Annotated in this window: 23 protein-coding genes and 1 other annotated feature; of the genes, 4 read left to right on the top strand and 19 right to left on the bottom strand. The window is 41.1% G+C overall.

The window, feature by feature from the left end; all coding sequences use genetic code 11:
• Positions 1 to 146: 146 nt before the first annotated feature.
• The 5 genes from AZE41_RS07430 to pepV are packed head-to-tail and all read right to left on the bottom strand — an operon-like array spanning position 147 to position 4,969.
• Complete coding sequence (locus tag AZE41_RS07430) at positions 147 to 992, bottom strand: YtnP family quorum-quenching lactonase (RefSeq protein ID WP_067207495.1); 846 nt, start codon at positions 990 to 992, stop codon at positions 147 to 149.
• Between the two features lie 33 nt (positions 993 to 1,025).
• Entirely contained in the window at positions 1,026 to 1,673 is a 648-nt protein-coding gene (gene trmB / locus AZE41_RS07425) for a tRNA (guanosine(46)-N7)-methyltransferase TrmB (protein ID WP_067207493.1), read from the bottom strand.
• Positions 1,674 to 1,692: 19 nt separating this feature from the next.
• Positions 1,693 to 2,673, bottom strand: a complete 981-nt coding sequence (locus tag AZE41_RS07420) for a nuclease-related domain-containing protein (protein WP_067207488.1) — start codon at positions 2,671 to 2,673, stop codon at positions 1,693 to 1,695.
• A 32-nt stretch (positions 2,674 to 2,705) separates the two neighbouring features.
• The gene (dat, locus tag AZE41_RS07415; RefSeq protein ID WP_067207485.1) at positions 2,706 to 3,560 is read right to left on the bottom strand and encodes a D-amino-acid transaminase; all 855 of its coding nucleotides are present in this window, start codon (positions 3,558 to 3,560) and stop codon (positions 2,706 to 2,708) included.
• Positions 3,561 to 3,562: 2 nt separating this feature from the next.
• Entirely contained in the window at positions 3,563 to 4,969 is a 1,407-nt protein-coding gene (pepV, locus tag AZE41_RS07410; protein WP_067207483.1) for a dipeptidase PepV, read from the bottom strand.
• Positions 4,970 to 5,240: 271 nt separating this feature from the next.
• On the opposite strand from pepV, the gene AZE41_RS07405 reads away from it, so the two are divergent.
• On the top strand, positions 5,241 to 5,462 hold the full coding sequence (locus AZE41_RS07405; protein ID WP_067207480.1) for a DeoR family transcriptional regulator: 222 nt from the start codon (positions 5,241 to 5,243) through the stop codon (positions 5,460 to 5,462).
• 347 nt (positions 5,463 to 5,809) lie between these two features.
• Here the strand turns inward: AZE41_RS07405 and AZE41_RS07400 are convergent, their stop codons facing one another.
• From AZE41_RS07400 to AZE41_RS22610, 4 genes are all read right to left on the bottom strand, one after another.
• Positions 5,810 to 6,529 carry a pseudouridine synthase gene (locus AZE41_RS07400; RefSeq protein WP_067207478.1) on the bottom strand — a complete coding sequence of 240 codons (720 nt, stop codon included), beginning with the start codon at positions 6,527 to 6,529 and terminating at the stop codon, positions 5,810 to 5,812.
• Positions 6,530 to 6,539: 10 nt separating this feature from the next.
• On the bottom strand, positions 6,540 to 8,150 hold the full coding sequence (locus AZE41_RS07395) for a putative polysaccharide biosynthesis protein (protein WP_067213889.1): 1,611 nt from the start codon (positions 8,148 to 8,150) through the stop codon (positions 6,540 to 6,542).
• A gap of 278 nt (positions 8,151 to 8,428) precedes the next feature.
• Positions 8,429 to 8,749, bottom strand: a complete 321-nt coding sequence (locus AZE41_RS07390; RefSeq protein ID WP_067207475.1) for a hypothetical protein — start codon at positions 8,747 to 8,749, stop codon at positions 8,429 to 8,431.
• 35 nt (positions 8,750 to 8,784) lie between these two features.
• On the bottom strand, positions 8,785 to 8,937 hold the full coding sequence (locus AZE41_RS22610) for a hypothetical protein (RefSeq protein WP_156475988.1): 153 nt from the start codon (positions 8,935 to 8,937) through the stop codon (positions 8,785 to 8,787).
• A gap of 81 nt (positions 8,938 to 9,018) precedes the next feature.
• Between AZE41_RS22610 and AZE41_RS07385 the strand changes: the two genes are divergently transcribed.
• Positions 9,019 to 10,302, top strand: coding sequence for a BaiN/RdsA family NAD(P)/FAD-dependent oxidoreductase (locus AZE41_RS07385; protein WP_067207472.1), 1,284 nt, complete (start codon positions 9,019 to 9,021; stop codon positions 10,300 to 10,302).
• A gap of 116 nt (positions 10,303 to 10,418) precedes the next feature.
• On the opposite strand, the gene leuS is transcribed toward AZE41_RS07385, so the two are convergent.
• The 4 genes from leuS to AZE41_RS07365 form a co-directional block, all read right to left on the bottom strand.
• Positions 10,419 to 12,836, bottom strand: coding sequence for a leucine--tRNA ligase (gene leuS, locus AZE41_RS07380; RefSeq protein ID WP_067207470.1), 2,418 nt, complete (start codon positions 12,834 to 12,836; stop codon positions 10,419 to 10,421).
• Positions 12,837 to 12,899: 63 nt separating this feature from the next.
• Positions 12,900 to 13,120, bottom strand: a binding site (T-box leader).
• Positions 13,121 to 13,162: 42 nt separating this feature from the next.
• A complete protein-coding gene (locus tag AZE41_RS07375; RefSeq protein WP_067207467.1) occupies positions 13,163 to 13,822 on the bottom strand; it encodes a 3-oxoacid CoA-transferase subunit B in 660 nt (219 codons plus the stop codon).
• Between the two features lie 18 nt (positions 13,823 to 13,840).
• Positions 13,841 to 14,527 (bottom strand): CoA transferase subunit A, encoded by a 687-nt coding sequence (locus AZE41_RS07370; protein WP_067207464.1) that lies wholly within the window; start codon positions 14,525 to 14,527, stop codon positions 13,841 to 13,843.
• A gap of 112 nt (positions 14,528 to 14,639) precedes the next feature.
• The gene (locus AZE41_RS07365; protein WP_067207461.1) at positions 14,640 to 15,827 is read right to left on the bottom strand and encodes an MDR family MFS transporter; all 1,188 of its coding nucleotides are present in this window, start codon (positions 15,825 to 15,827) and stop codon (positions 14,640 to 14,642) included.
• A 146-nt stretch (positions 15,828 to 15,973) separates the two neighbouring features.
• On the opposite strand from AZE41_RS07365, the gene mnmL reads away from it, so the two are divergent.
• Both mnmL and mnmM read left to right on the top strand, forming a co-directional pair.
• On the top strand, positions 15,974 to 16,933 hold the full coding sequence (mnmL, locus tag AZE41_RS07360) for a tRNA modification radical SAM protein MnmL/YtqA (RefSeq protein WP_067207459.1): 960 nt from the start codon (positions 15,974 to 15,976) through the stop codon (positions 16,931 to 16,933).
• Complete coding sequence (mnmM, locus tag AZE41_RS07355) at positions 16,930 to 17,517, top strand: tRNA 5-(aminomethyl)-2-thiouridylate-methyltransferase MnmM (protein ID WP_067207456.1); 588 nt, start codon at positions 16,930 to 16,932, stop codon at positions 17,515 to 17,517. The genes mnmL and mnmM overlap by 4 nt, the downstream gene beginning before the upstream one ends.
• Before the next feature lie 559 nt (positions 17,518 to 18,076).
• Here mnmM and AZE41_RS07350 read toward each other — a convergent pair.
• The 6 genes from AZE41_RS07350 to AZE41_RS07325 form a co-directional block, all read right to left on the bottom strand.
• Entirely contained in the window at positions 18,077 to 18,802 is a 726-nt protein-coding gene (locus tag AZE41_RS07350; protein WP_067207453.1) for an SDR family NAD(P)-dependent oxidoreductase, read from the bottom strand.
• A 365-nt stretch (positions 18,803 to 19,167) separates the two neighbouring features.
• Positions 19,168 to 20,505, bottom strand: a complete 1,338-nt coding sequence (locus AZE41_RS07345; protein WP_067207450.1) for a CitMHS family transporter — start codon at positions 20,503 to 20,505, stop codon at positions 19,168 to 19,170.
• A gap of 219 nt (positions 20,506 to 20,724) precedes the next feature.
• Positions 20,725 to 21,432, bottom strand: coding sequence for a response regulator (locus AZE41_RS07340; RefSeq protein WP_067207448.1), 708 nt, complete (start codon positions 21,430 to 21,432; stop codon positions 20,725 to 20,727).
• The gene (locus AZE41_RS07335; RefSeq protein ID WP_067207446.1) at positions 21,425 to 23,089 is read right to left on the bottom strand and encodes an ATP-binding protein; all 1,665 of its coding nucleotides are present in this window, start codon (positions 23,087 to 23,089) and stop codon (positions 21,425 to 21,427) included. Before AZE41_RS07335 ends, AZE41_RS07340 begins: the two co-directional genes overlap by 8 nt.
• A 535-nt stretch (positions 23,090 to 23,624) precedes the next feature.
• The gene (locus AZE41_RS07330) at positions 23,625 to 24,206 is read right to left on the bottom strand and encodes a 3D domain-containing protein (RefSeq protein ID WP_067207444.1); all 582 of its coding nucleotides are present in this window, start codon (positions 24,204 to 24,206) and stop codon (positions 23,625 to 23,627) included.
• Between the two features lie 179 nt (positions 24,207 to 24,385).
• Positions 24,386 to 24,982 carry a 3D domain-containing protein gene (locus AZE41_RS07325; protein ID WP_067207441.1) on the bottom strand — a complete coding sequence of 199 codons (597 nt, stop codon included), beginning with the start codon at positions 24,980 to 24,982 and terminating at the stop codon, positions 24,386 to 24,388.
• Between the last annotated feature and the right edge of the window lie 69 nt (positions 24,983 to 25,051).

The following is a 25,051-nucleotide window of genomic DNA, read 5'->3' as shown; positions in this document are numbered from 1 at the left end:
ATTCCCAGACTCCTCTGGTAGGGTGACGGTTTTTTAATTAACCAATGGCTATATATGTTGAGCTTATAAAGACGTGCAGCGATCAGGCTTAAGGCGGGAAGCATCCCGAGCGCGGGAGCGAAATTAATGGAATTCTTTAACCCAACCTAACTAGAAACTGTAACGGATTCGATGATTTCTTTTCCGCTAGCATCCCATTTTACAAGTCTATAATAGGCATCATGATAAAACGTAAACTTATAGCCCCCAGCAAGCGCCTCTTTCATCAATTTCTCTTTAGCAAAGATTGACGTCATTGGGTAATCATCAAAAGCCAGAACCCACAACGGATTACTATGTGCTTGTGTAGGCATAATATCAGCCATATGAAGAATCGTCTCACCATGCTGTGTCAATTTAATAATACTATGACCATCGCTATGACCGCCTGTATGGATCATTTCGATTCCTGGCATGATTGTAATGCTTCCTTCGAATGTCTTCACCTGCTGCTCAACAGGCTCCCAGTTCTCTTTTAAATATGTATTTCTGGAACGAATATTCGGATTACGTACTTCATCCCATTCGATTTGTGAAACGTAAATTTCAGCATTTGGGAATACAGAAACAAAATCCCCTTCGCGTAATTCCGTCAAACCCGCTGCATGATCATTATGCAAGTGCGTCATGAGAATAATATCGATGTCTTCTGGCGACAAACTGAGCTCAGCAAGATCCCCCTCAACCCTTGCCTCTTCAACTATGCCTAGATTCTTCATCATTTTCTCACTGAGTTTCCCTTTTCCATGCCCTGTGTCAATCAATATATTTTTTCCTTTATACTGAATGAGAATCGGATCGTTTCTCATTTTAATACGGTTTTGTTCATCCGCTTCATAACGTCTTGACCACAGTGCTTTTGGAACAACCCCAAACATAGTTCCGCCGTCTAAAAAATTGCCACTACCATCCAGCCATGTCAACGTCATATCATGAAATGTATAAGTATCCACAGAAACATTCCCCCATTCCCTTACTTGTTTCTATCAAGAATTAGTAAAATGTGATTCAAGTCTGTATATCGGGTGTCCTTTTGCTGAAAACTTCTCTTCATATTCCGTCATAATATTATCTTCCGGCATCTCTGCATGCAAATCAAGTGATACAAAACCTAACTTCATACCGTACTGAGACATTGAGACGAGTGAGTACTCGAACAACAGACGGTTATCTGTTTTAAAGTGAATTTCTCCACCTTCTGCTAGTACCTCTTCATAAAGTTTTAAAAATGTTTCATGCGTCAATCTTCTTTTCGCATTTCTCGTTTTCGGCCACGGATCAGAAAAATTTAAATACACCCTATCTATCTCCCCTTTGTGGAAGATCTTTGCAAGGTCCATTCCATTTGCACGGAATAGTCGTAAATTTGATGGCTTTTCTGCTTCAACAGCCTTTTCAAGCGCAGATACGATAACGTTGTCAAAATGCTCAATGCCAATATAATTCACATCCGGGTTGGCAACAGCCATACCAATTATAAATTGGCCCATACCTGATCCAACTTCAATGTGTATTGGATTGCCATTACCAAACAGGGTATGCCATCCATTCATCATTTTTTCTGGTTCAGCTAATAGGATATCTGGGTGTTCTGCCATGTAGTCTCTTGCCCATGGTTTATTACGAAGCCTCATTATATACACTCTTTTCTATTTATAGGTTATTGCCATCTTCTGGTTGTTCTTCATCGCCAAATAATCTGCTTATTGAAGTGGTTTGCCCCATGTCAAGTATTGCCTGGCCCGCTTTGAATTGCGTAGATTTCATCGGAACCGGCAATTTCTGAAGTGCAGAAAACCAGTCCTCATATGACCGTCTATCGATAATATCAACATCGAATGCTGAACCTGGGTGATCGATATACCCGTTACGCGAAATCAAATATTTACGTACAGGAAAATCGATTCCTTGTGCTTTCAATATACTCGAAACAATCTTTTCAGTTCTGTTCAGTGCTATAAGCGGGCTTAGAAATTTCGTTTCTTTTTCCCCAAGCTTCTTTAACCAGAATCTGTCCCCGCTCCCACTAAACGCTGCAACGTCTTCTTTCTCAAGCACCGTAATACACATGCATTCAACAGGTGTCACAAGGATAATGTCTAGTTCAACAGGTGCTTTCTTCAGTAGTAAGATTGGATAATAGAACAACAAATAATTATCCGGAAGATTCTGAGCGAAACTTCGTAACAGTGGATCTCGGAAAAAGCGAGATTCAACCCTTGACTTGTCCATTAACGTCGAACTTGCCCACTTGATTTGAAAATGAAATAGTTGATCCAAATAAAGTCTTCTTAAGTGCTCAAGACTTGAGGGATTATGAATCAGATTTGGACTAAATCCAAAATTCTCTTCCTCATCACCTTTTTCATCTTCGCTATTGTCGTGATCTTGCTCTGCCTCAACATCTTTACGTTGGCCGAAGACCCGAAGTAGAGGAGAAAACCATTTGTTCTCTTCCGGTTCTACTACCTCTTTAATATCCTGTTGCCATTCTGATAAATCAGCTCCACTTTCCCACTGGGTCTTCATACGTTCCCATTGATACCTTTTCAAACGGATATACTGCGAAGGATAACGCGTAAGATCTTGCTCGTAACGGGAGACATAGTCAAGCAGTTTAACAAGTTGCGCCATGTCCATTCACTCCAATCACATACTATACATTATTATTCATCTGCTATAAAAGATGGGATTTGCGAGCTGAATGCTTTTTGTAACTTCATTGTCAATGGTCCCAATATTCCCGAGCCTACAGGACGTCCGTCGATTGAAATGACTGGCGTTACTTCAGATGTCGTTGACGTTAAGAAAAATTCATCCATTTCAAAAGCTTCATCTATTGTAAAGGATTTCTCGACGACAGGAATTCCTTGCTCTTCACACAGCCCCAGTACAACTTGACGCGTAATTCCATTCAAAATAAGATTTGTCACAGGATGAGTATAGACTGTTCCACCCTTTACCCCAAACATATTCGATGCAGAACCTTCGGTAACAACACCGTCACGGTGAAGCAATGCCTCTATACAACCCGCTTCATGCGCTTCTTGCTTAGCGAGAACATTGCCAAGCAAGTTAAGGCTTTTAATATCGCAACGCAGCCAACGGACATCCGCTACTGACTTGACCCCAACTCCGTTTTCTATGCCCCTCATAGGTCTTGGGTTGTTAATTGCATATCCAGTCACAACTGGTGGGACTGTCGGATCAGGGAATTGGTGCATCCTTGGTGCGGATCCCCGTGTCACTTGGATATAAACGTGTCCAACCAAAATATTATTTTTCGCCACTAATTCACGGGCAATCTCCATCAATTGTACTTCAGCATAAGGGATTGTCATCTTTATCTTCGTAGCACTTTGAAATAAACGATCAATATGTTCTTCCGCAGTATATAATTCTCCACCATATACTTTAATTACCTCATACACGCCATCACCAAAATAATAACCGCGATCATCAATCGAAATAGCCAATCCATCACGTTCTGTAAACTGTCCATCAATAAAGTATACTGTCATCCTTATTCCCCTTCCGTTTTTTCAGATACGAGTCGGCTGATTGCATCTGCATAGATCCCAGTTGCTTTCACTAAATCATCTATATAAACATATTCATCTGCCTGATGAGCTACGTCTTCCCTGCCAGGAAATAGCATACCAAAAGCAACCCCTTTTTCAAGGACACGTGCGTACGTTCCTCCCCCGATTGCCAATAGTTCCGCATGTTCTCCAGTATGATCAGTATACACTTCTTGCAACGTCCGAATAAGGGGGTCGTTTGCGTCCACATGATGCGGTGCAGAGTTCGATCCAATATCGACCGAAAAAGGTGTTTCCGTTAACCGTTTCATACATGTCGTCATTTTCTCTTCAAATAGATAGCTGACTGAATAACGCATACTAACATTAATTTCCCCACCACTTGTGGGATTGTATGTCACGATACCCGCATTCAGCGTTGTATCGCCTGACATTTCATCATTGAACGCCAAACCTAAGAACAGTCCTCGAGATTCATTAGCAAATGCATCAAACATGAATTGTGTAAAGTCTTTTGATTGACCTTCTTTCAATATGCGATTCAGGAAAGAAGCAAGTAGGACGGCGGCATTGACGCCATTATCTGGCTCCATTGCATGTGCTGATTTTCCATTCAAACTGATGATGGTCTTACCACTATCAGTGGAAACTCCCCCTGTTACGTCATGAATATTCAAAAATGTAACAAACTGTTCATTGTCAAATACAACTTCCTCTGCCAGGTGTGCCTCTGCATAATCTGGCACCATATTTGTCCTATTTCCTGACTTGAATAGCAATAGTTGTCCATCTGAAATTACTACCTTTTGTTTAAACAGGATAGAAGCAATTCCTTTTTCGGCGTTAATGATGGGGAAATCAGCATCTGGCGCAAATCCAATAGTTGGCATTTCTTCTTTTTCAAAATAGCGCTTCACACATCGAAAACCACTTTCTTCATCTGTTCCGATAATGAGCCGCACTCGTTTGTTCATCGTGATACCTGAATCCCGGACTATTTTCATCGCATGCCAAGCGGCTATAGTCGGTCCTTTATCGTCAATGGCACCACGACCAAACAGCTTTCCGTCCTCGATAGTACCGCCAAACGGCTCATGTATCCAATTACTTCCTGCTGGCACGACATCGACATGGCAAAGGATCCCGATGAGTTCGTCCCCTCCCCCCATCTCAATATGCCCCGCCATATTATCTACATTTTTCACAAGCATTCCCGCTTTTCGACCTTCTTCTAACAGCCAGTCAAGTGCACGTTTTGGTTCCGGTCCGAATGGTAAATCTTTAGTTGCCGCACTTTCATCAAGTACAGAAGGGATAGCGATTAAACTTTGTAAATCAGCTAGCAGAGATTCTTGTCTTTTTAAAGCTTCATTTTCCCAATTAGACATTCAAGGCACCTTCTTTCACAATAAGTCTATTTTCACACGTTAGCCCAAGAAAATAAAGAGGAATCATCTTTTACAGACTCTTTACAATAAAATTCATGCAAACTTCACGAGAATACGTTATACTAGTATTGTCAGAAGATTTAATCTGACTTTTCAACTTTTTCGAAAGGATGTGCGTCGTCAGGGATAATTTCAACGTGCTTTAGGCAACATTCATAAGTCTCATGACCAAACCTTTTTGGAAAATGAAGATGAAGGGGTGATTCCACACTTGAAACCTGCAACTGATCGTATGCTTACACGCATAAAGGATATCTATTTTTATATCCTTGATAATGGCACTGTAACTACCGAAAACCTGGTCGAAGAATTTGGCATCACTCACCGTACGGTCCAAAGGGATTTAAATGTCCTTGAATACAACGAGCTCATTATGAGCCCGGTACGCGGTAAATGGACGACGACAGCAAAAAAAGTGAAGTTATCTTCGTGACCCGCACATGACCTAGAAAAGCAAAAAGCGCCAGCTCTCATACCTGCTTCACGTAGGTATAAGGGAGCTGGCGCTTGGAGCCTGTATATAACAAAAGCGGAAACGCCTGTTTAGCCCCAAAAAGTAGGAGGGATGCAAGTTCAATCCCTCCCGGTAGCCTTGCTGATAAAAGCACTCTTTGCCTTTAATCAGCAAGACAGAAACTGCATGACCCGCGTCGTGTGGGGCTAGGCGCTGGAGTCTAGACGTGAAATTTTCAAATGGTAACTTATCCACAGTACGAGATTTCATTATTTTTAGACAAACAATAAAGAGCTGAACCGTATTCTTAAACGGCTCAGCCCTTTTTATTTTCCAGAAATTTGCATGAGTTGCTGTAATTCCTCTTCCGTCAATTCTCGGTATGATCCAAGCGCTAAAGTTTCATCCAAAGATAAAGGCCCCATCGATAAGCGTTTTAAGTAAACAACTTGCTTACCAACCGCTTCAAACATTCGCTTGACTTGATGGTATTTCCCTTCCGTAATCGTCAACTCGATTTCGGAAATATCCGCTGATTTCAATATGCGCAGCTGACCAGGCTTCGTCTCATAGCCATCATCCAGAGTAACACCCTCTGTAAACTGCTTGGTATCTTCTTCTGTAACAATTCCTTCGATATGAGCATAATACGTTTTCGGTACCCCTTTTTTGGGTGACAATAAGTTGTGCGCAAGTTTTCCGTCATTCGTCAGCAACAAAAAACCTTCTGTGTCTTTATCTAACCTTCCAACAGGAAACATTTCAAAAATGTTATATTCTTCATCTAATAAATCAATAACTGTCTGGTCCCTTTTATCTTCAGTAGCAGACAAAACTCCTTGTGGCTTATTCATCATTAGGTACATAAATTCTTTATAGACGACTTTTTGACCCAGTACCGTTACTTCATCCTTCACTGTATCTACATGCAGTGCGGCATCTTTCACTGCCACTTCATTAACCCGTACGGAACCTTTTTTCATCAAAATCTTTACTTCTTTTCGCGTACCAAATCCCATGTTCGACAATAATTTATCCAAACGCATTTTATTCCTCCTAAAAGCCTAATTTATTGGTAAATCTAGTCAATCGCTCTCCGAATAATTTCTGTGCGAGACCCGTTTTAAGCGATAGATAACCGTAAATTGCAGCACCAACAGTAGCGCATATCAAAATATACAAGATAGACTGCATTTTTCCGTCGGCAGGACTGATTGCTGTCAGACCTTTCAGTGTAAATGTGACAGCTATTAACATAATGACATTTAATATAGCGATAAGGATAAGTCTTCTAAACACCATTTTCGACCTGTAATTAAGGGTCTTAGTAATGATGGCGATATTAATGCCTACCGCGACTGTATAGCCAATTGAAGTCGCCATAATGGCACCATTCGTTTCAAATATTTTGATGAGCGGTATATTCAGTACCAGTTTGAAAAACAGTCCGAGTAACGAAGTGAAAACTATCCATTTATGTCGGTCGATGCCTTGCAAAATGGCTGCTGTCACCGTATATAAGCCAAATAAAATCGCGACCGGGGCATAATTCGCTAGTATCTCTGCACCCATTGCATCTTTTTCATATAGAAATTGGTAGAACTCATTTGACAAAACGATTAATCCGATAACGATTGGTACCGTCAAGAACAGCATAATCTGATAGGTCTGATCAAGTGAATTTGTAATCCCTTTTTGATCATTTTTCGCATAATAACTTGTAATGACCGGAATAAGAGCCATTGAAAATCCTGTCGCAATCATGACTGGTATCATGACGACTTTATGCGTTAAAAAGTTTAGCATCGTTAAATAGATGTCAGTTACCTTTGCAAAGCCGATTGAAGACATCGCCTCGTTAAAAGTAATCATATCAACGAATTGATAAAGGGGATTAATAACCCCTACCAGGACGAAGGGCAAGATATAAGCAAATACTTCTTTGTACATGTCTTTGAATGAAACGTCACTTGATGAAGTACTGTTCGCAAGAAGATGGTCGAATTCTGGTTTATAACTTTTCCAATACTTGAACAAGACAGCGAGACCCGCAAGCGCCCCGATAAACGCCGCAAATACCGCGAAGTTCACTGCAGTTTTCGGAGATCCATGCATGAAGTTCACGACAATAAACGCTCCTGCCAGAACGACAATAATTCGCACAACCTGTTCTACTAACTGAGAAACCGAAGTCGGCATCATTTTTTGATTGCCCTGTAGGAAGCCTCGCACGATACTCATAAGTGGAACGGCAAGCAGTGCATAACTGACCCAGCGAATCACATTTGCAATCTCTTCAATTGTGAAGATTTGTTCATCATCTTTACGAACAAGTTTCGCAATCGGTTCAGCTAAAAAGTACAGCGTTAAAAAGGAAAGTATTCCTGTGACTGCCATCACAAGCATCCCTGACTTTAACAATTTCCGTCCAGTTGCATAATCGCCACGAGCATTATATTTTGCTACGAATTTTGAAATCGCAAGTGGTGCTCCTGATATCGCGATAGCTAACGCGATATTGTAAGGGATGTATGCATATTGATAGAGACCGATACTTTCTTTCCCAACGATTGCGTAAAATGGAATAACGTATAATAGTCCAAGCGCTTTCGATAAAAATAGACCTATTGTCAGTATAAAGGTCCCTTTTACAAGATTTGATGACATGTTTGATCCTTCCATTCTCCCTAAATCTACTTAACAGTTTACCCCCAGACGACGCTTTTCACAATGTATATCCGTCATTAGTGTGGAATAGAGAAAAACTGAAAGTGTGGTTTCCATTATATATGACGTCATCATATGATAATTAGTTAGTCAAACGTACAGACCAGTAAAAAAAGCGGGCAGTCGCCAAAGAAAAATCAGGCTACCCATCTCCACTGGATTCTGGAGAAAAGGCAGCCTAATTTTGTTCTGTATGTGTCTCTAATTACTAGGTAAACTCAGTATGATTCATCTCGTTTTATTTTAATGTTTTCGTTAGCAATCAGTACACCTTGCTTAAATTCTTCATAGTCAGGCTCTGTTGAGTTTAGGAAGCATGTGGTAGCAATTTTTTTCGCAATCAATCTCCTACCTTTTCTGACTACATCCATTCCCCCTGCATGGCTAATCAATTTATGATAGATGCGCTGACACTCTTTGTGTTGAAAAGCATCGTGTCTTATTTTCTCGTTCTCCGCGCTCGTTGGATACGACTGCTCTTGATATCCCTCTGGCTGACTTATATGCTGTTCAACTTGGCTATTTACTTCTCTAGTCATTCCGTACCCTCTTCCTATTCTTCGTCAAAGCAACTCTACTCTGCTTCCTCATCATTCCAATTTATCACAGGCACTATCCCAGTCTTGGGAAAGAAGTTTGCAAACACTTCTACTCGCACTATTCTTGAAAGTTTTATTGTTAAACCATTTTTAATTGTACCACATGCCGTCGTTATATTTTCTTCCATTTTGACCGCCCCTACTATTTTTCAATGATGCTGTGTTAAACTGTTATTTAATAATCCATTACCGAAAGGCTTGATAACACAATGACTACTAACCATGTTGATGTAGACGTCATCATCATTGGCGGGGGACCATCAGGATTGATGGCCTCCATTGCCGCTGCTGAAAACGGAAGGAAAGTTCTCCTTCTAGAAAAAGGAAAAAAACTTGGCACTAAATTGGCCATTTCAGGGGGCGGGCGCTGTAACGTTACGAATCGCCTGTCACAAGAAGAAATCGTTAAAAACATTCCAGGGAACGGGCGATTTTTATATGGTCCTTTCTCCGTTTTCAATAATGAAGACATCATTCGTTTTTTCGAAGGTCTTGGCGTTCCGTTGAAAGAAGAAGATCATGGCAGAATGTTTCCAGTGTCGAACAAAGCAAAAGATGTAGTCAATGCATTGCTGACAGAAATGGATCGCTTACATGTTGAAGTGAGATTAGAAACGCGCGTTAAAAAACTTTTGATGGATGAAGAGCAAATTCTAGGTGTCAGACTCGATTCTGGCAAAGAGATCCGTTCACACGCTGTTGTTGTAGCGGTCGGGGGAAAAGCAGTTCCTCAAACCGGTTCAACAGGAGACGGTTATCCATGGGCAGAAAAAGCCGGACATACCGTGACGGAACTTTATCCGACAGAAGTACCTTTATTATCAAATGAACCTTTCATTGTTTCAAAGGATCTACAAGGTCTTGCGCTTCGTGACGTGGCAGTATCCGTCCTTAACGCCAAAGGTAAGAATCTTATCACACATCAGATGGACATGTTGTTCACCCATTTCGGCTTAAGCGGGCCTGCCATTTTAAGATGCAGTCAATTTGTTGTGAAAGAACGTATGAAAAACGGCAACAAGCCCGTTGAGATGAGAATTGACTCAATGCCCGAGCTCAATGAAGAAAAAGTATTCCAACTGCTCAATACCACACTAAAAGAAGATTCAACAAAAGCAGTGAAGAATGTATTAAAAGGGATTGTGCCTGAACGTTGGATGCTATTTTTATTCGACCGGGCAGGAATTGATCCGGCTGAAACTGGAGCTCAGATGCTAGTAGAAAAGATTAGGGCATTAGCTAAATTATTGAAAGCATTCCCAATGAACGTCAATGGTACGCAGCCACTTGAAAAAGCATTCGTCACAGGCGGCGGAGTATCCGTAAAAGAAATCGTTCCGAAGACATTAGGTTCCCGCAAGAAGGAAGGTCTTTACTTCTGCGGTGAAATTTTGGATATTCACGGCTATACAGGCGGTTATAATATCACTTCCGCACTTGTTACCGGCAGGATTGCTGGGATGAATGCAGGAGAATATGCGACTGATCTATAAACGTTGATTATGGAAAAACTTTATTATAGATTGTACGAACTAAACTACAGCTATCCGATACTGGACAACAAAAAATCCGCGTAAGAGGGCCAACCCTCTTACGCGGATTTTCTTTTTTAACCTACTGCAACAATATTAATCAGTCTTCCTGGAATCGCGATGACTTTTTTCACTTCTTTGCCTTCAAGAAGTACTTTCACATTTTCATCTTCTAGTGCAAGCTTCTCTAGATCATCCTTCGTAACGTCTTTCGATACGACGATTTTCGCACGTACTTTGCCGTTGATTTGAACAGCCATTTCAACTGTATCATCGACCAGTTTTGATGCGTCAAATGTCGGCCATTGTTCATACGTAATTGTATCGCTATGACCCAACTTCTCCCATAACTCTTCTGCAAGATGCGGAATAACTGGCGCTACCATTTTAACAAAGCCTTCAACATATTCTTTTGGAATCGAATCCACTTTATAGCCTTCGTTAATGAAGACCATCATCTGAGAAATTGCTGTATTATTACGCATTCCTTCAAAGTCTTCCGTCACTTTTTTCACAGTTTGATGGTAAACTTTCTCAAGCGATCCGCCCGTTTTTCCACCGATTTTCGTGCTAAGTGATCCATCCTCATTGACGAACAGGCGCCAGATACGATCTAGGAAACGACGAGCTCCGTCAAGACCATTCGTCGTCCATGCTTTTGAACCTTCCAAAGGCCCCATGAACATTTCATAAAGGCGAAGTGAATCAGCTCCGTGTGAATGAACGATATCATCTGGATTAACTACATTGCCTTTTGATTTCGACATCTTCTCATTACCTTCACCAAGTATCATCCCTTGGTTGAACAGCTTTTGGAATGGCTCTTTCGTATGAACTACTCCGATATCATAAAGCACTTTATGCCAGAATCGTGCGTAAAGCAGATGTAGAACTGCGTGTTCTGCTCCACCTACGTAGATATCTACAGGCAACCAGCGTTTCGCAAGTTCAGGATCGATAATCATTTCATCGTTATCCGGATCGATGTAACGCAAGTAATACCAGCAGCTACCCGCCCATTGTGGCATCGTGTTCGTTTCGCGACGACCTTTCATCCCTGTTTCTGGATGAGTCACATTTATCCATTCATCGATGTTTGCAAGTGGTGACTCGCCCGTTCCGCTTGGTTTAATATTATCCGTTACTGGTAATACGAGCGGTAAATCTGCTTCTTCAACAGGTGTCATTGTGCCATCTTCCCAATGGATAATTGGAATCGGCTCGCCCCAGTAACGTTGCCTTGAGAACAACCAGTCACGAAGACGGAATGTAACTTTTTTATCGCCTTTGCCTTTTTCAACAAACCATGCGATTGCTTTTTCGATTGCTTCATCTTTGAGTAATCCATCAAGGAAACCTGAATTGACGTGTTTTCCATCTCCAACATATACTTCAGCAGAAACGTCGCCGCCTGCTACAACTTCAATAATTGGCAGATCAAATTCTTTTGCAAACTCATAGTCACGCTCATCATGTGCTGGAACCGCCATAATCGCGCCTGTTCCATATGTTGCAAGAACATAGTCTGCAATCCAAATTGGCATCTTCTCGCCGCTTGCAGGGTTAATTGCGTAAGCTCCCGTAAAGACACCCGTCTTCTCTTTTGCAAGATCTGTACGTTCAAGATCACTCTTCATCTTCACTTCGTTTAGGTATTTTTCAACTGCATCCTTTTGTTCTGCAGTCGTCACTTTTTCAACAAGTTTTAATTCTGGTGCAAGCACTGCATACGTCGCTCCGAAAATTGTATCCGGACGTGTTGTAAATGCTTCAAATGACAAATCAGTTCCGTCAATTTCGAAAGTCAGCTGTGCCCCTTCTGAACGACCAATCCAGTTACGTTGCATGTCTTTCAAGCTTTCCGGCCAATCAAGTTCATCAAGATCCTCAAGAAGACGGTCTGCATAATTTGTAATTCGCAATACCCATTGGCGCATTGGACGACGCTCAACCGGGTGGCCGCCACGTTCTGACTTGCCATCGATTACTTCTTCATTCGCAAGAACTGTACCTAGTGCTGGACACCAGTTAACAGCTACTTCATCGACGTAAGCTAAGCCTTTATTGTAAAGTTGGATGAAAATCCATTGCGTCCACTTGTAATAAGATGGATCTGTCGTATTAATTTCACGGTCCCAGTCATAAGAAAAACCAAGATCATTCATTTGACGCTTGAACGTTGCGATATTTTTCGCGGTGAATTCGGCAGGATCATTACCTGTATCAAGCGCGTATTGCTCTGCCGGAAGGCCAAATGCATCCCAGCCCATCGGATGCAGGACATTAAAGCCTTGCTTCCGTTTGAATGAGCTCAAAATATCTGTCGCGATATAGCCAAGCGGATGCCCGACGTGTAGTCCAGCACCTGATGGATATGGAAACATATCAAGCGCAAAAAATTTCGGTTTAGACGGATCATCCATCATTTTGAATGTTTTATTGTCTTTCCAGTACTGTTGCCACTTCTTCTCAATTTGTCCGTGATTATAACTCATTTAAAATTCCTCCTTGATAAGTAGAAAAGCACTAAAAACAAAAAACTCCCGTCCCTTAAAAAGATAAGGGACGAGAGTAGTATAATTCCCGCGGTGCCACCCAAATTGACGACAAAGCCGCCCAACTTGACTCCTTAACGCGGAAAACGGCACGGGTTAGTAAATCAAATAATTCACCAATGCAGGCTCCAAGGCGAGTTCATCTCTATCGTACAGGCTTCCACCAACCGCCTGCTCTCTAATAAACGACAGTAAAGATTACTACTCCTCTTCAACACCAAAGCTATTGCTATTAGTTTACCCGAATCATGCCACTTTAACAACAATCATTTTACGCCTTCAATAACATCCTTCACAATTAACACCGCTTCTGTCGAATCAATGACTTCTTGAATAGTGAATCCTTCGAACACTTCTTTCAATTCCAGTCCATCGGCTGTCACGTCAATCAATGCGCGTTCTGTAATGATTTTATGGACGACCGCTTTTCCTGTTAACGGAAGTGAACATTCTTTCTTAATCTTCGCAGAGCCGTCTTTCGCAACGTGATCCATAATAACGATAATTTTTCGCGCGCCATGAACAAGATCCATCGCACCGCCCATTCCTTTGATCATCTTGCCAGGAATCATCCAGTTAGCCAAGTCCCCTTTTTCAGACACTTCCATCGCGCCAAGTATGGCAACATCGACATGTCCTCCGCGAATCATCGCGAATGATTCAGCACTGTTAAAATATGCTGAACCTGGAATAGATGTAACAGTTTCTTTTCCCGCGTTAATAAGATCCGGATCAACTTCATCAGCTGCCGGATAAGGTCCAATACCTAACAATCCATTTTCTGATTGAAGTACGACTGTTTTTTCAGGTGATATATAATTAGCAACGAGCGTTGGCATACCAATTCCAAGATTGACGTAGTTGCCGTCCTCGATTTCCTTTTCAGCCCGTCTTGCGATTCGTTCCCTTACATTCACTTCTCCCATATCACAATTCCCCTTTCCTTAGCGAGTCGTCAGACGCTCAATTCGTTTTTCTTGTTGCGCCTGTAGAAGTCCTTGGACATAAATGCTAGGTGTATGAATCGTCATTGGATCAAGATCGCCCGTTTCCACGATTTCCTCCACCTCTGCAATTGTGAATTTCCCTGCAGCCGCCATCATTGGATTGAAGTTTTGTGCGGTCTTGTTGTAAATCAAATTGCCGAACTTGTCGGCTTTTGCTGCACGAATAAGTGAGAAGTCCGCACGAAGCGCCTCTTCAAGAACATACTCTTTACCATCATAGACACGGATCTCTTTCCCTTCCGCAACGAGCGTTCCAACACCAGCCGGCGTGAAGAATGCCGGTATACCAGCGCCACCAGCACGAATCTTTTCTGCAAGTGTTCCCTGCGGCGTCAACTCAACTTCAATTTCACCTGATAGTACCTGACGTTCGAATTCTTTATTCTCACCAACATATGAGCCTATCATTTTCTTAATCTGTTTATTTTTCAATAGTAGTCCAAGTCCCCACTCGTCGACTCCGCAGTTATTTGAAATAACCGTTAAGTCTTTCACACCTTTTTCAACAAGTGCTAGAATGAGTTGTTCCGGAATTCCTACTAGTCCAAATCCCCCAACCATTAATGTTGCACCATCTTCAATCTGTGCAACCGCCTCTTTCGCTGATGAATAAATCGGCTTCATTTTACATCCCCCTTTGAATCTTTTAAAACTTACGTAATAATCCTTCTTCTCAATTAAATCAAACTCTACCGAATGTTGCAATGATAGTAGCGCACAGAAAAAAACGGAAAGCCTATAAGCGGCTTTCCGGTTGATAGCCGGCTTTTTTAATGGGCCGGTCGTATAGCAAGCTAGTGATGATTGGAATGATCATAAATGCTGTCAATATGAATAGCATCACTTGCATACCATATTGGTCTGCAAGAATTCCTCCAATAAATGGCCCAAACATCCGCCCCATTGTCGCAAAGGAATTGACAATTCCTTGATAAAAGCCTTCCCTTCCTTTAGGAGAAAGTTGGCTCGCAATGGTCGGCACAGCCGGCCAGACAAACATTTCCCCAAACGTCACAATCACCATTGCAACAATGAACATTGTAAATGAAGCTGCAAAACTGACTACAATATAAGAAATACTAAAAATAACAATCCCGATAATTATTTGCGTTTTTATTTTATTTTCCAACCTAGAGATGACTGGCTTAATGATTGGTTGTCCAATCACAATCAGCAATCCATTTATCGTCCATAACAAACTATATTGTTTCAATGAAATACCAAGTGATAATGAGTGGGTAGAAATTGTCGTCATCCACTGGGAATAGACAAGCCACATAATCAGATAACCGCCTGAAATGATAAGTAGCGCATAAAAAGGTGCTTTTTGACGAATTTTCTTATTCTCCTTAATGACACTTGTGTGACGATCAGGTGCAATTTCAAGTTTGCGGTAACCGAAGAAAGCGATAAAGAAAAAGACCACATAAAACACCAAATTCGCAGGGAAAATATAGTCAATACTGACCGAAGCGACAAGTCCTGCTAAGGCTGGCCCAATCGCCACACCGACGTTTTGGGCCAGGTAAATCGAGTTAAAAGCTTTCCTGCCGCCCTCCGGCCAAAGCGTCGCCATCATCGCATACATACTTGGAAAAATAAGACCCCCACTGAAACCTAGAAGCGTCAAAAACCAGATGTATGGTTGCCAGTCATGCCAAAATACAAGGCCAACAAGGCCGATGATTGAAATGATGATTCCAGCCATGATAGACTTAAATCCACCTATCCGGTCAAATAAATAACCGCCAAGCAAGTTGCCCACGACACCAGCTCCTGCATTAGCCATCAAGACAAGTCCAGCGACAGAAAGCGATTTCCCTAAATAATCGTGCATATAAATCGTATTTAGTGGCCATAGAAACGAGTTTCCCATGACATTAATGAACATTCCAATCACGAGAAGCCATACTTTTTTAGGCATACCCTACGCCTCCGTCCATATATAAAGTCAGTAAAAGTGTATGACTTTTTCTACATTCAGACAAGACCCATAAAATAAGTTCCATAATTCAGATGATGCCAGTACGGAAAAACATGATACAATTAGCTGTTAGAGGAGTGAATAAAGTGGATAAATTAAACTTACCTTTCCCTACTGAGGGGAAACGCTATCATACATGGTCACGTCACTTAAAAGATGAATTCGGATTCAAAGTAATGAAAGTTGCGCTTGACGCTGGATTTGATTGCCCGAACCGGGACGGCACTGTTGCTTTCGGTGGCTGTACATTTTGCAGCGTTGCAGGATCTGGAGATTTCGCCGGGGACCGAGTCGATCCAATCGACGTCCAATTTGCAGAAATCAGCGAAAGAATGCACAAGAAATGGAAAGATGGCAAATACATGGCCTATTTCCAGGCATACACAAATACGCATGCCCCGCTTCCAAAGTTAAAAGAAAAATTCGAAGCGGCATTAGCGCAAGAAGGCGTCGTTGCATTATCAATCGCAACTCGTCCAGACTGCTTACCTGACGATGTTGTCGAGTATTTAGCTGAGCTGAATGAACGAACTTATTTATGGGTTGAACTTGGCCTACAAACTGTCCACGAAAAAACGGCAAACCTTGTCAATAGAGCCCATGATTTCAAATCCTACGTTGAAGGTGTCGAGAAATTGCGCAAACACGGTATTCGTGTCTGCACACATATCATCAACGGCTTACCGCTTGAGGATTATGACATGATGATGGAAACGGCACGTGAAGTTGCAAAACTCGATGTTCAAGGCATCAAAATCCATCTTCTTCATCTACTTAAAGGAACGCCAATGGTGAAACAATACGAAAAAGGCCAACTTGAATTCTTGGAGAAACAAGAATACATTGACCTAGTTGCTGACCAACTTGAAATTCTTCCACCAGAAATGATTGTCCACCGCATTACAGGTGATGGTCCAATTGAATTAATGATTGGCCCAATGTGGAGCGTCACGAAATGGGAAGTGTTGAATGGCATAGACAAAGAACTCGAACGTCGTGACAGCTGGCAAGGGAAACATTATGCAGGGGCGGTAGAATTGATTTGAAGCTACATCGCATTCTTCCCTTCGCAAGACAATTATTTAGTGAAACAGTCAATGCTGGTGAAACCGTTGTTGATGCAACTACCGGCAACGGCAACGACACACTCTTTTTAGCTGATCTCGTCGGTGAAAATGGACATGTTTTAGCATTCGATATTCAACAGGCAGCACTCGACTCAACAGCCGAACGACTCGGTAATTTAAGTGAACGCGTGTCACTAATATTGGATAGTCATGCAAACGTTGAAAAATATGTTAGCGGACAAATTGGCTGCGCCGTGTTCAACCTTGGTTACTTGCCGCATAGTGAAGATTTGTCAATTGTTACAAAAGCCGACTCTACAATCAAAGCAATCCATACAATGCTTGGGTTGCTGAAAAAAGGCGGTATCATAGCAGTTGCTGTCTATGATGGACATGAAGGTGGCGGAGAAGAGCGGGATGCACTTCTGGCTTATGTAAAAAACTTACACCAGGCTGATGTCCATGTCATTCGTTATGAAATGATCAATCAGCGAAATAATCCCCCGTTTTTGATAGCGATGGAAAAGATGAAGGATTTTATAACAGTAAAACTAGTTGAATGACAAAAAAAGGTTGCCCGATTGAAATAAAATCAGGGGCAACCTTTTTTCTGTTGTTTTTTAGTTTCTGATTGATTGAACAGCTTATATGCTTGGGACACAACGCTATTTGATCGGCAATCCAGTTATATGATCGGGACGCAATGCTATTTGATCGGCAAACCTGTTATATGATCGGGACGCAATGCTATTTGATCGGCAAACCAGTTATATGATTGGTTCGCAACGCTATTTGATCGGCAATCCAGTTATATGATCGGGACGCAATGCTGTATGATCGACACGCAACGCTATTTGATCGGCAAACTAGTTATATGATCGACACGCAATGCTATTTGTTCGGCAAACTAGTTATATGATCGACACGCAACGCTATTTGATCGGCAATCCAGTTATATGATCGGGACGCAACGTTATTTGATCGGCAATCCAGTTATATGATCGGGACGCAACGTTATTTGATCGGCAATCCAGTTATATGATCGACACGCAATGTTATTTGATCGGCAATCCAGTTATATGATCGGGACGCAACGCTATTTGCTCGCTTCTAACTTCAGTGTCAAAAATCCCGTAAATCAGCAATCGCACCTACTGTTTTGAAGTCTTCATTCACCATAAATGCAATCAATTGGCCAGCAGTTTGTTCAGCACTGCTTAACAACCCTTTTTCCTTATAGTCTATAAAACGATCAAGGAGAGGGAATGCCTCTTCCTTACTTCCCCGAATGGTTTCCTGCATTCCAGTATCTATAATCCCCGGCGCGATAGAAACGATGTCTACTGGGTGTTCCGCGCTCCCCTGCTCAAGTGCGACAACACGCGAGAAATGATCAAGTCCCGCTTTCGTTGTGCAATATGCTCCCCATCCTTCATACGCATTGCGGCCTGCTCCAGATGAGATGTTGACGATTCGCTTCACTCCTTTGAAGTTTTTCAAAGCCCCAATAAATGTATTGGATAAAATAATTGGTGCCGTCAAATTTAATGCTACTGCTTTTGTTATATCTTCCGCATTTATAGCACCCATTAATCCAATAGGGTCAACCATTCCAGCGTTATTAATAAGTGTGAATGACACCGCTTCTCGTGGGAAAACAGTGATTATCTCATCCATTACCGCTTCCAGTTTCTCCGTTTCAGAAAGATCTGCTCTAATGAATTTTACACCGTCTAGTTTACTTATCGTGCGTGCAATCCCGATGACGAAATGCCCCTCACTACCTAGCTGCTTTGCAAGTTCAAATCCAATCCCTTTTGACACACCTGTAATAATATAGACGTTCATTTATTCCACCCCTCCTGCATGTATTTCAACCATTCTTTGAAATCGCTCTTTTTTAACGGCTCCTGTACTTACTCTATGAATTGGATAGCATCCCTTAATTCTGAGAGATTGGTCCCGAATCAATTCCCCTCATTGTTACAGTCGACGATTAATGACTCGTTCAGAAAGCACAGCTCGATTTTCTCCAAATTTTTTATGAGCACAAATATATCGAAATCTATTTCCGAGACTTCTACTCCCACTCATCTTTTTCTTTATTGTATCATCCGAATTGACTGAATCACAGTCACCCAGTCAGTTTCGAAAACTATTCAAACAACAAAAAAACAACTTCCCCGAAGGAAAATTGTTTTTCAATTTTAAACTTAGATTTTAATAACACCGATCACAATAGCGATTGCCAATAGAACAACACTGAAACCCCACATCATCATAAATGAATAACGGATATGACGGCCCATTTCAAGCCCTGCCAATCCTAGTGCAAGCCATAGAGCCGGAGATAAAGGACTGACAAACGTTCCAATGATATTTCCGATAATCATAGCATAAGCGACAGAGAGTGAAGATACTCCAAAACCAGTTACAACCTGATCGACAATCGGAAGCAATGCGAAATAATAGGCATCCGTACTTAGCAGTAAATCGAATGGAACACCGAGCACTCCTATGATGATGTGCAAATATGGAATGATGAATGCTGGCAAAACAGTCACAAGATCTTTTGCAATCGAATTCAACATATCCGTCCCATTTAGAATACCTAAAAACGAACCTGCGGCCAAAATGATCGTCGCCATAAGAATCGCACCTGGTGCATGATCTTTTATGCGCGACATCTGGTCCTGTATATTAGGATAGTTAATAGGTAAAGCAATACTGACCCCAATCATAAATGCGAATCCAGCTGGAATTACGCCCCAGACCAAAACACCGATTACACTGATTGCTAATATGACGTTTACCCAATAAAACCTTGGTCGGCTCAATAACTTTTCCGCGACCGTATCTTGACCCTGATTAACATTTACCGGCAATTCAAGTGAGTCATCTACGGACATGGATTTTTCATCCGCTAATATGTTTTTCGCGATGCGACGTTTTTCACGAAGTCCAAGTAAAACTGCCAAAACAACTAATAATACTAGGCCGATTATTTGAATCTTAATGAGTGGTCTCCACAGTTCAGTGACATCCATATCAAGCACTGCCGCGGTTCTTCCTAACGGGCCAGCCCAAGGAACCATATTCATTACACTTGCACTTGTTCCGACCAACATGAGCAACAAATAGGGACTCATCTTTAACTTTTTATATAACGGGAGCAAAGCGGGGATTGTAATTAGGAACGTCGAGGCTCCTGAACCGTCCAAATGAGCGATTGCAGCAATGATGACAGTACCAACAGCCACTGCAATAACATTTCCACGAGTAAGTGATATCATCTTATCAATGAGAGGGTCGAATACCCCTACATCCTGCATGATTCCGAAAAACAGTATCGCAAAAATGAACATGACAGCAACACTGAAGACAGATTGCGTTCCACTTGTGAAAAACTCACCAATTTGTTCGAAGTTGAATCCTGCACTGAACGCCCCCACTATCGGAACAAGTACTAGCCCTACAATTGGAGAGACTTTGCCACTTATAAGTAGCACAACAACAATGAGTATTGTAAATAAACCAATAATACTAAGCATAATTTCCTCCTTCTAGTAAACGGCTGTTTACTAATGAAAAGGAAGTTCACATAGTGTAAGCGGATACATCAATTTTCACAACGATTGAAAATTTGTTTCGACAGACAAAATGATCCCTCTCTTTTTCAAAGTTTTCTATACTCAGAAACTTATCATAAAGAGGTTAGAAAAATAAGTTTAATTAAGTAAAAACATTATTGATCTTTCTGTGTGTTTTGTTCATTTTGTCCACGGTATGTATTTTCGTTCAGGCCGCCCGATGTCTCCATATTTTAATTGTGCTTCTGCTTCCTTAACCGACACTAAATACTCTAAATAACGTCTTGCGGTTGATCGACTTACCCCCACTCTTTTGCCAGCGTCCATTGCCGTAACGCCAGAATTATCGGTTTCCTGTATAACATCTTTTATTTTATCTAATGTAATTTGGTCAATTCCTTTCGGTAACTTTCCTATCGCAACAGTTTCAATCTTTTGGGATGTTTGCAAACCTGTCAACCAATCGATTTCATCTTGTTCAAGCTCTTCCCTTGAAGTCAAAAGGACGTGCTGATTACTGAAACGTTTCAACGTCTGTTCAAAACGGATGAAATCTGCAGGTTTCACAATATAATCAAAGATTCCGCCACGTAACGTTTCAGCAATGGTCGTTACCTCCTTAGCTGCAGTCACCATAATGACGTCAATTTCAGTGAACTCTTTTCGTAATTGCCAAAACAGACTCAATCCTTCGGTATCAGGTATATAGACGTCTAATAAAATTAGATGTGGCAACTTCGCTTTGTTCCGCAATAAAATCAATGCTTCTTCCGCAGTTTTAACAACTTCCATGACAGTAAACCCATCTACCCGATTGACGAATTGACGATTTATTTCAGCAATTCTAAAGTCGTCTTCCACTATTAATACTTGAATTGTTTCACGCATTGTTTTCTGTCCCTTCACGTGGATTTTTCGGTATGGAGACAACAAAACAAGCTCCACCCAGCTCTCCTTCTTCTAAATAGAGTGCTCCATTCACTTCGGCTATTAGCTGTTTCGTCAAAGCAAGCCCGAAACCACGATTCGTGCCTTCTTTCGAAGTAAATCCTTGTTCAAATATCTTTTGAGCTAGCTTCTCAGTAATTCCTTCTCCTGAATCCTCTATTTCAAAAATGATATCATCACCTATATCAGTGAAAAAAATCGATATCTTTCGGTTTGAGGAAGGATTCTTTTTCACTGCGTCCATTGCGTTATCAATTAGGTTCCCTATTGTTGTCAATAACACCTCACTTTTCTTCTCAGATAATTGATTTTCCAATATACTATCCTGGTGAATTACCAAATCTATACCTGATTCATTCGCCTGATTTAATTTCCCTAATAAAATTCCACTTATTAGCGGATCTGCTACTTTCCTTATCAATATACGAATCCAGTTTTTTTGCAAGTTACTTTCTTTTTGAATATAATCAATAACTTCCTTTTTCTTTCCCAGTTGTAGTAAGCCGAGTATCATATGTAGCTTGTTTGAGAATTCATGGGTTTGGGCCCTTAATGCATTTGCGTATTGTTTAACCCGAGTCAGCTCCTTCGTTAACGACTCAATTTCAGTCTTGTTCCTAAAAGTGGATACCGTCCCGATGAACAGCTGTTCAAAGTAGATTGGAACAGTGTTTATGAAAACACTGTTATTACCTATCACTATTTCCTTATCAGATAGCCCGTTTACGTCATTCAACAACACGGATAAATGTTCAATTGGAGATACTTCTTGTATTTTTTTACCAACGTAATAATCTGATGCAATCTGTTTATCGAATAATAAAAGTTGTGCAGCAGAATTTATCATCGTGATCATTCCATTTTGATTTAATGCAATAATCCCTTCATGCGTCGACTGAAGAATCGTTTCTTTTTGGATCAGCAAATGGGTTATTTCCTCTGGTTCTAATCCATATAATACTTTTTTAATATACGATGCAATGATGATTGCACCGATAACTGCAACTCCTGCAATGAGCAACAAGACAATCCATAACTGACTATTATAGTTATGGATTATAGTTTGCATATCATTAGCTAAAAAACCGACAGATACGACACCGACAATGTTCCCGTCAAGGTAAATGGGTACTTTCGCCCTTAATGAGCTGCCTAATGAGCCGATCGCTTTTGAGAGGTACGATTCACCACGCACTAATGCCCGCTCATTGTCTTCCCCCATCATTTTCCCTCCGACTTTAGCGGCTATAGGGTGAGCATACCTTATTTCTTCCGCATTTCCGATGACGATGAATTCAGCGCCAGTCACCTCTTGAATTGGTGCAATAATCGGACCGATAATTGACGCAGGATTGTCATCCTTAAATGCATTAACCAGTTCGGGGATATGTGCAACGCTTTCAGCAACGCCGAGCGCCCGATCTCCCATCTGCGTTTCTAACATATCAGATATAAAATAATTCATAAAGACCCCGATGACCAAGACGATTGCGATGATTAATATACCAATGAGAAGAATCATTTTCAATTTCAAATTAACTGTTACATTTGGTTTGATATGGGGATTTTTTATGTCACTTTTTTGGAAATAGATCATTGCTTGAAACTCCTTAAAGTTCGATTAATAGGTGAATACGAAATATAGCAGACAGGGCTATGAATAGCAATGTACCGATATGTATTATACATTTTATGTTTCATACTCCTTTACTTCAATAAGAAAAGCGAAAGGCTCCCTTTAAGACGCGACAGGTATAAGTCGGACAAAGAGAAGGCAGTCTAAGTTCGCGACATCATGTCGCAACGACTGCATACCTGCATCCTTGCAAGCACGACGTGGTGTTCTTTGACACATAGCTAGATTACTTATAACTAGAGCGGTTAACGCCTGAAGTCTAGACACTGTTCCAAATCTAAAAACTTATCCTTTCAAGAACAAAAGCGTAAGCGCCTGTTCATCCCCGACAAGCGCTCTTTGCCTTTACCTACAGGCCAGAAGTGACTCGAGGGGCTAGGCGCTGGAGTCTAGACGTAAAATCTCTACGTTACAACTTATCCACAGTACGAGATTTCATGATTTCCTAGACAATAAAAAAAACTTGCCTAATCGATCAGGCAAGCTTTGATAGTGATTATTCGACTATTGTTATTTTGACATTTTTTCGCCCCCACTTATAGGCCTCGCTTTTCGTAGGTATAAATACATCAATTTTATTTCCTTTAATCGCTCCTCCAGTATCACCAGCAATCGCGTATCCGTACCCTTCTACGTGTACTTTCGTTCCAAGTTTAATAACATTCGGATCGACGGCGATCACTTTTAGATCTGAGTTTTTTCTTAAATTTATGCCCGTTTTTGTGATACCGGAACAACCATTACAATAAGCTGTATATGCAGTTGCCGAGACGGTAAATTCTTTGACGGCATTCGTAGACGTTGACCGTGATACAGCTTTTGATGCGGGCTTATCAGCTGCTTTCTTAGATTTCTTAGCGTTTGAACCGATACTAAGTTTTTGATTCGGGAAAATGAGATCCGATTTCAAATTATTCCACGACTTCAATTTCGCTACTGTTGTATTATGCATTTGAGAGATTTTGTATAATGTATCGCCTTTTTTGACTTTATACGTTGCTGATGAAGCGAAACCCTCATTTGCTCCGCTAATTAATAAGACAATCGTCAGGATTAATGTCAAAAGTATGTTTTTCATTTACTCGTCTCCTTGTATTTTATTCTCAGGAGACAGCTTGCCCAAGTTGTATGACAATAACATTACAACGAGTTGTCTTTTTCATTACAAAGAGCAAGCAAGATTAAGTGCACACTTTGACTGTAAATCGACGCATAAAAAGCGCCAACCCTCCAATCGGAAAGTTGGCGCTTTATCATTTAATTCAGTATTTTTATCGTCACGTTTTTACGACCCCATTTATACGCTGCCTCTTTTGTCGGGAAAAATACATCAATCTTGTTTCCTTTGATTGCGCTTCCCGTATCACCGGCGATTGCATATCCGTAGCCTTCCACATATACCTTAGTTCCGAGTTTAATGACACTTGGGTCAACAGCAATGACTTTGACATCCGGGTTACTTTTCAGATTAATACCTGTTTTTGTTACTCCTGAACATCCATTGCAATTGGCCGTAAATGCACTGGCCGAAACAGTGAATTCTTTGACAACATTATCAGAATCGGATCGAGATGGTGTTTTCGCAACTGATTTAACCACTTTTTTCGGTGCTGCTGCTTTTTTAACTACTTTTGCCCCAGAAGCGACTTTCAGCTTCATGTTCGGCTGAATTATATTTGACTTCAAGTTGTTCCATGATTTTAATTTGGAAATGGATACGTTATGCATCTTAGATATCGTGAATAACGAATCACCTTTTTTAACTGTGTAATTTGGCGATGCTGCCCAGCTTACATCTGCTCCGCTGACCAATAATGCAATCGTAAGAATGAGGGTCATTAATAATTTTCTCAATTACTCTACTCCCTGCTATTTAGTCTATACTTATAATAGCAATCGACTATTACAGGAACATTACAGAAA

Origin of the sequence: Sporosarcina psychrophila (assembly GCF_001590685.1) — a bacterium.
Classification (GTDB): Bacteria; Bacillota; Bacilli; order Bacillales_A; family Planococcaceae; genus Sporosarcina; species Sporosarcina psychrophila.
This window is presented reverse-complemented; position numbering and strand designations above follow the sequence as displayed.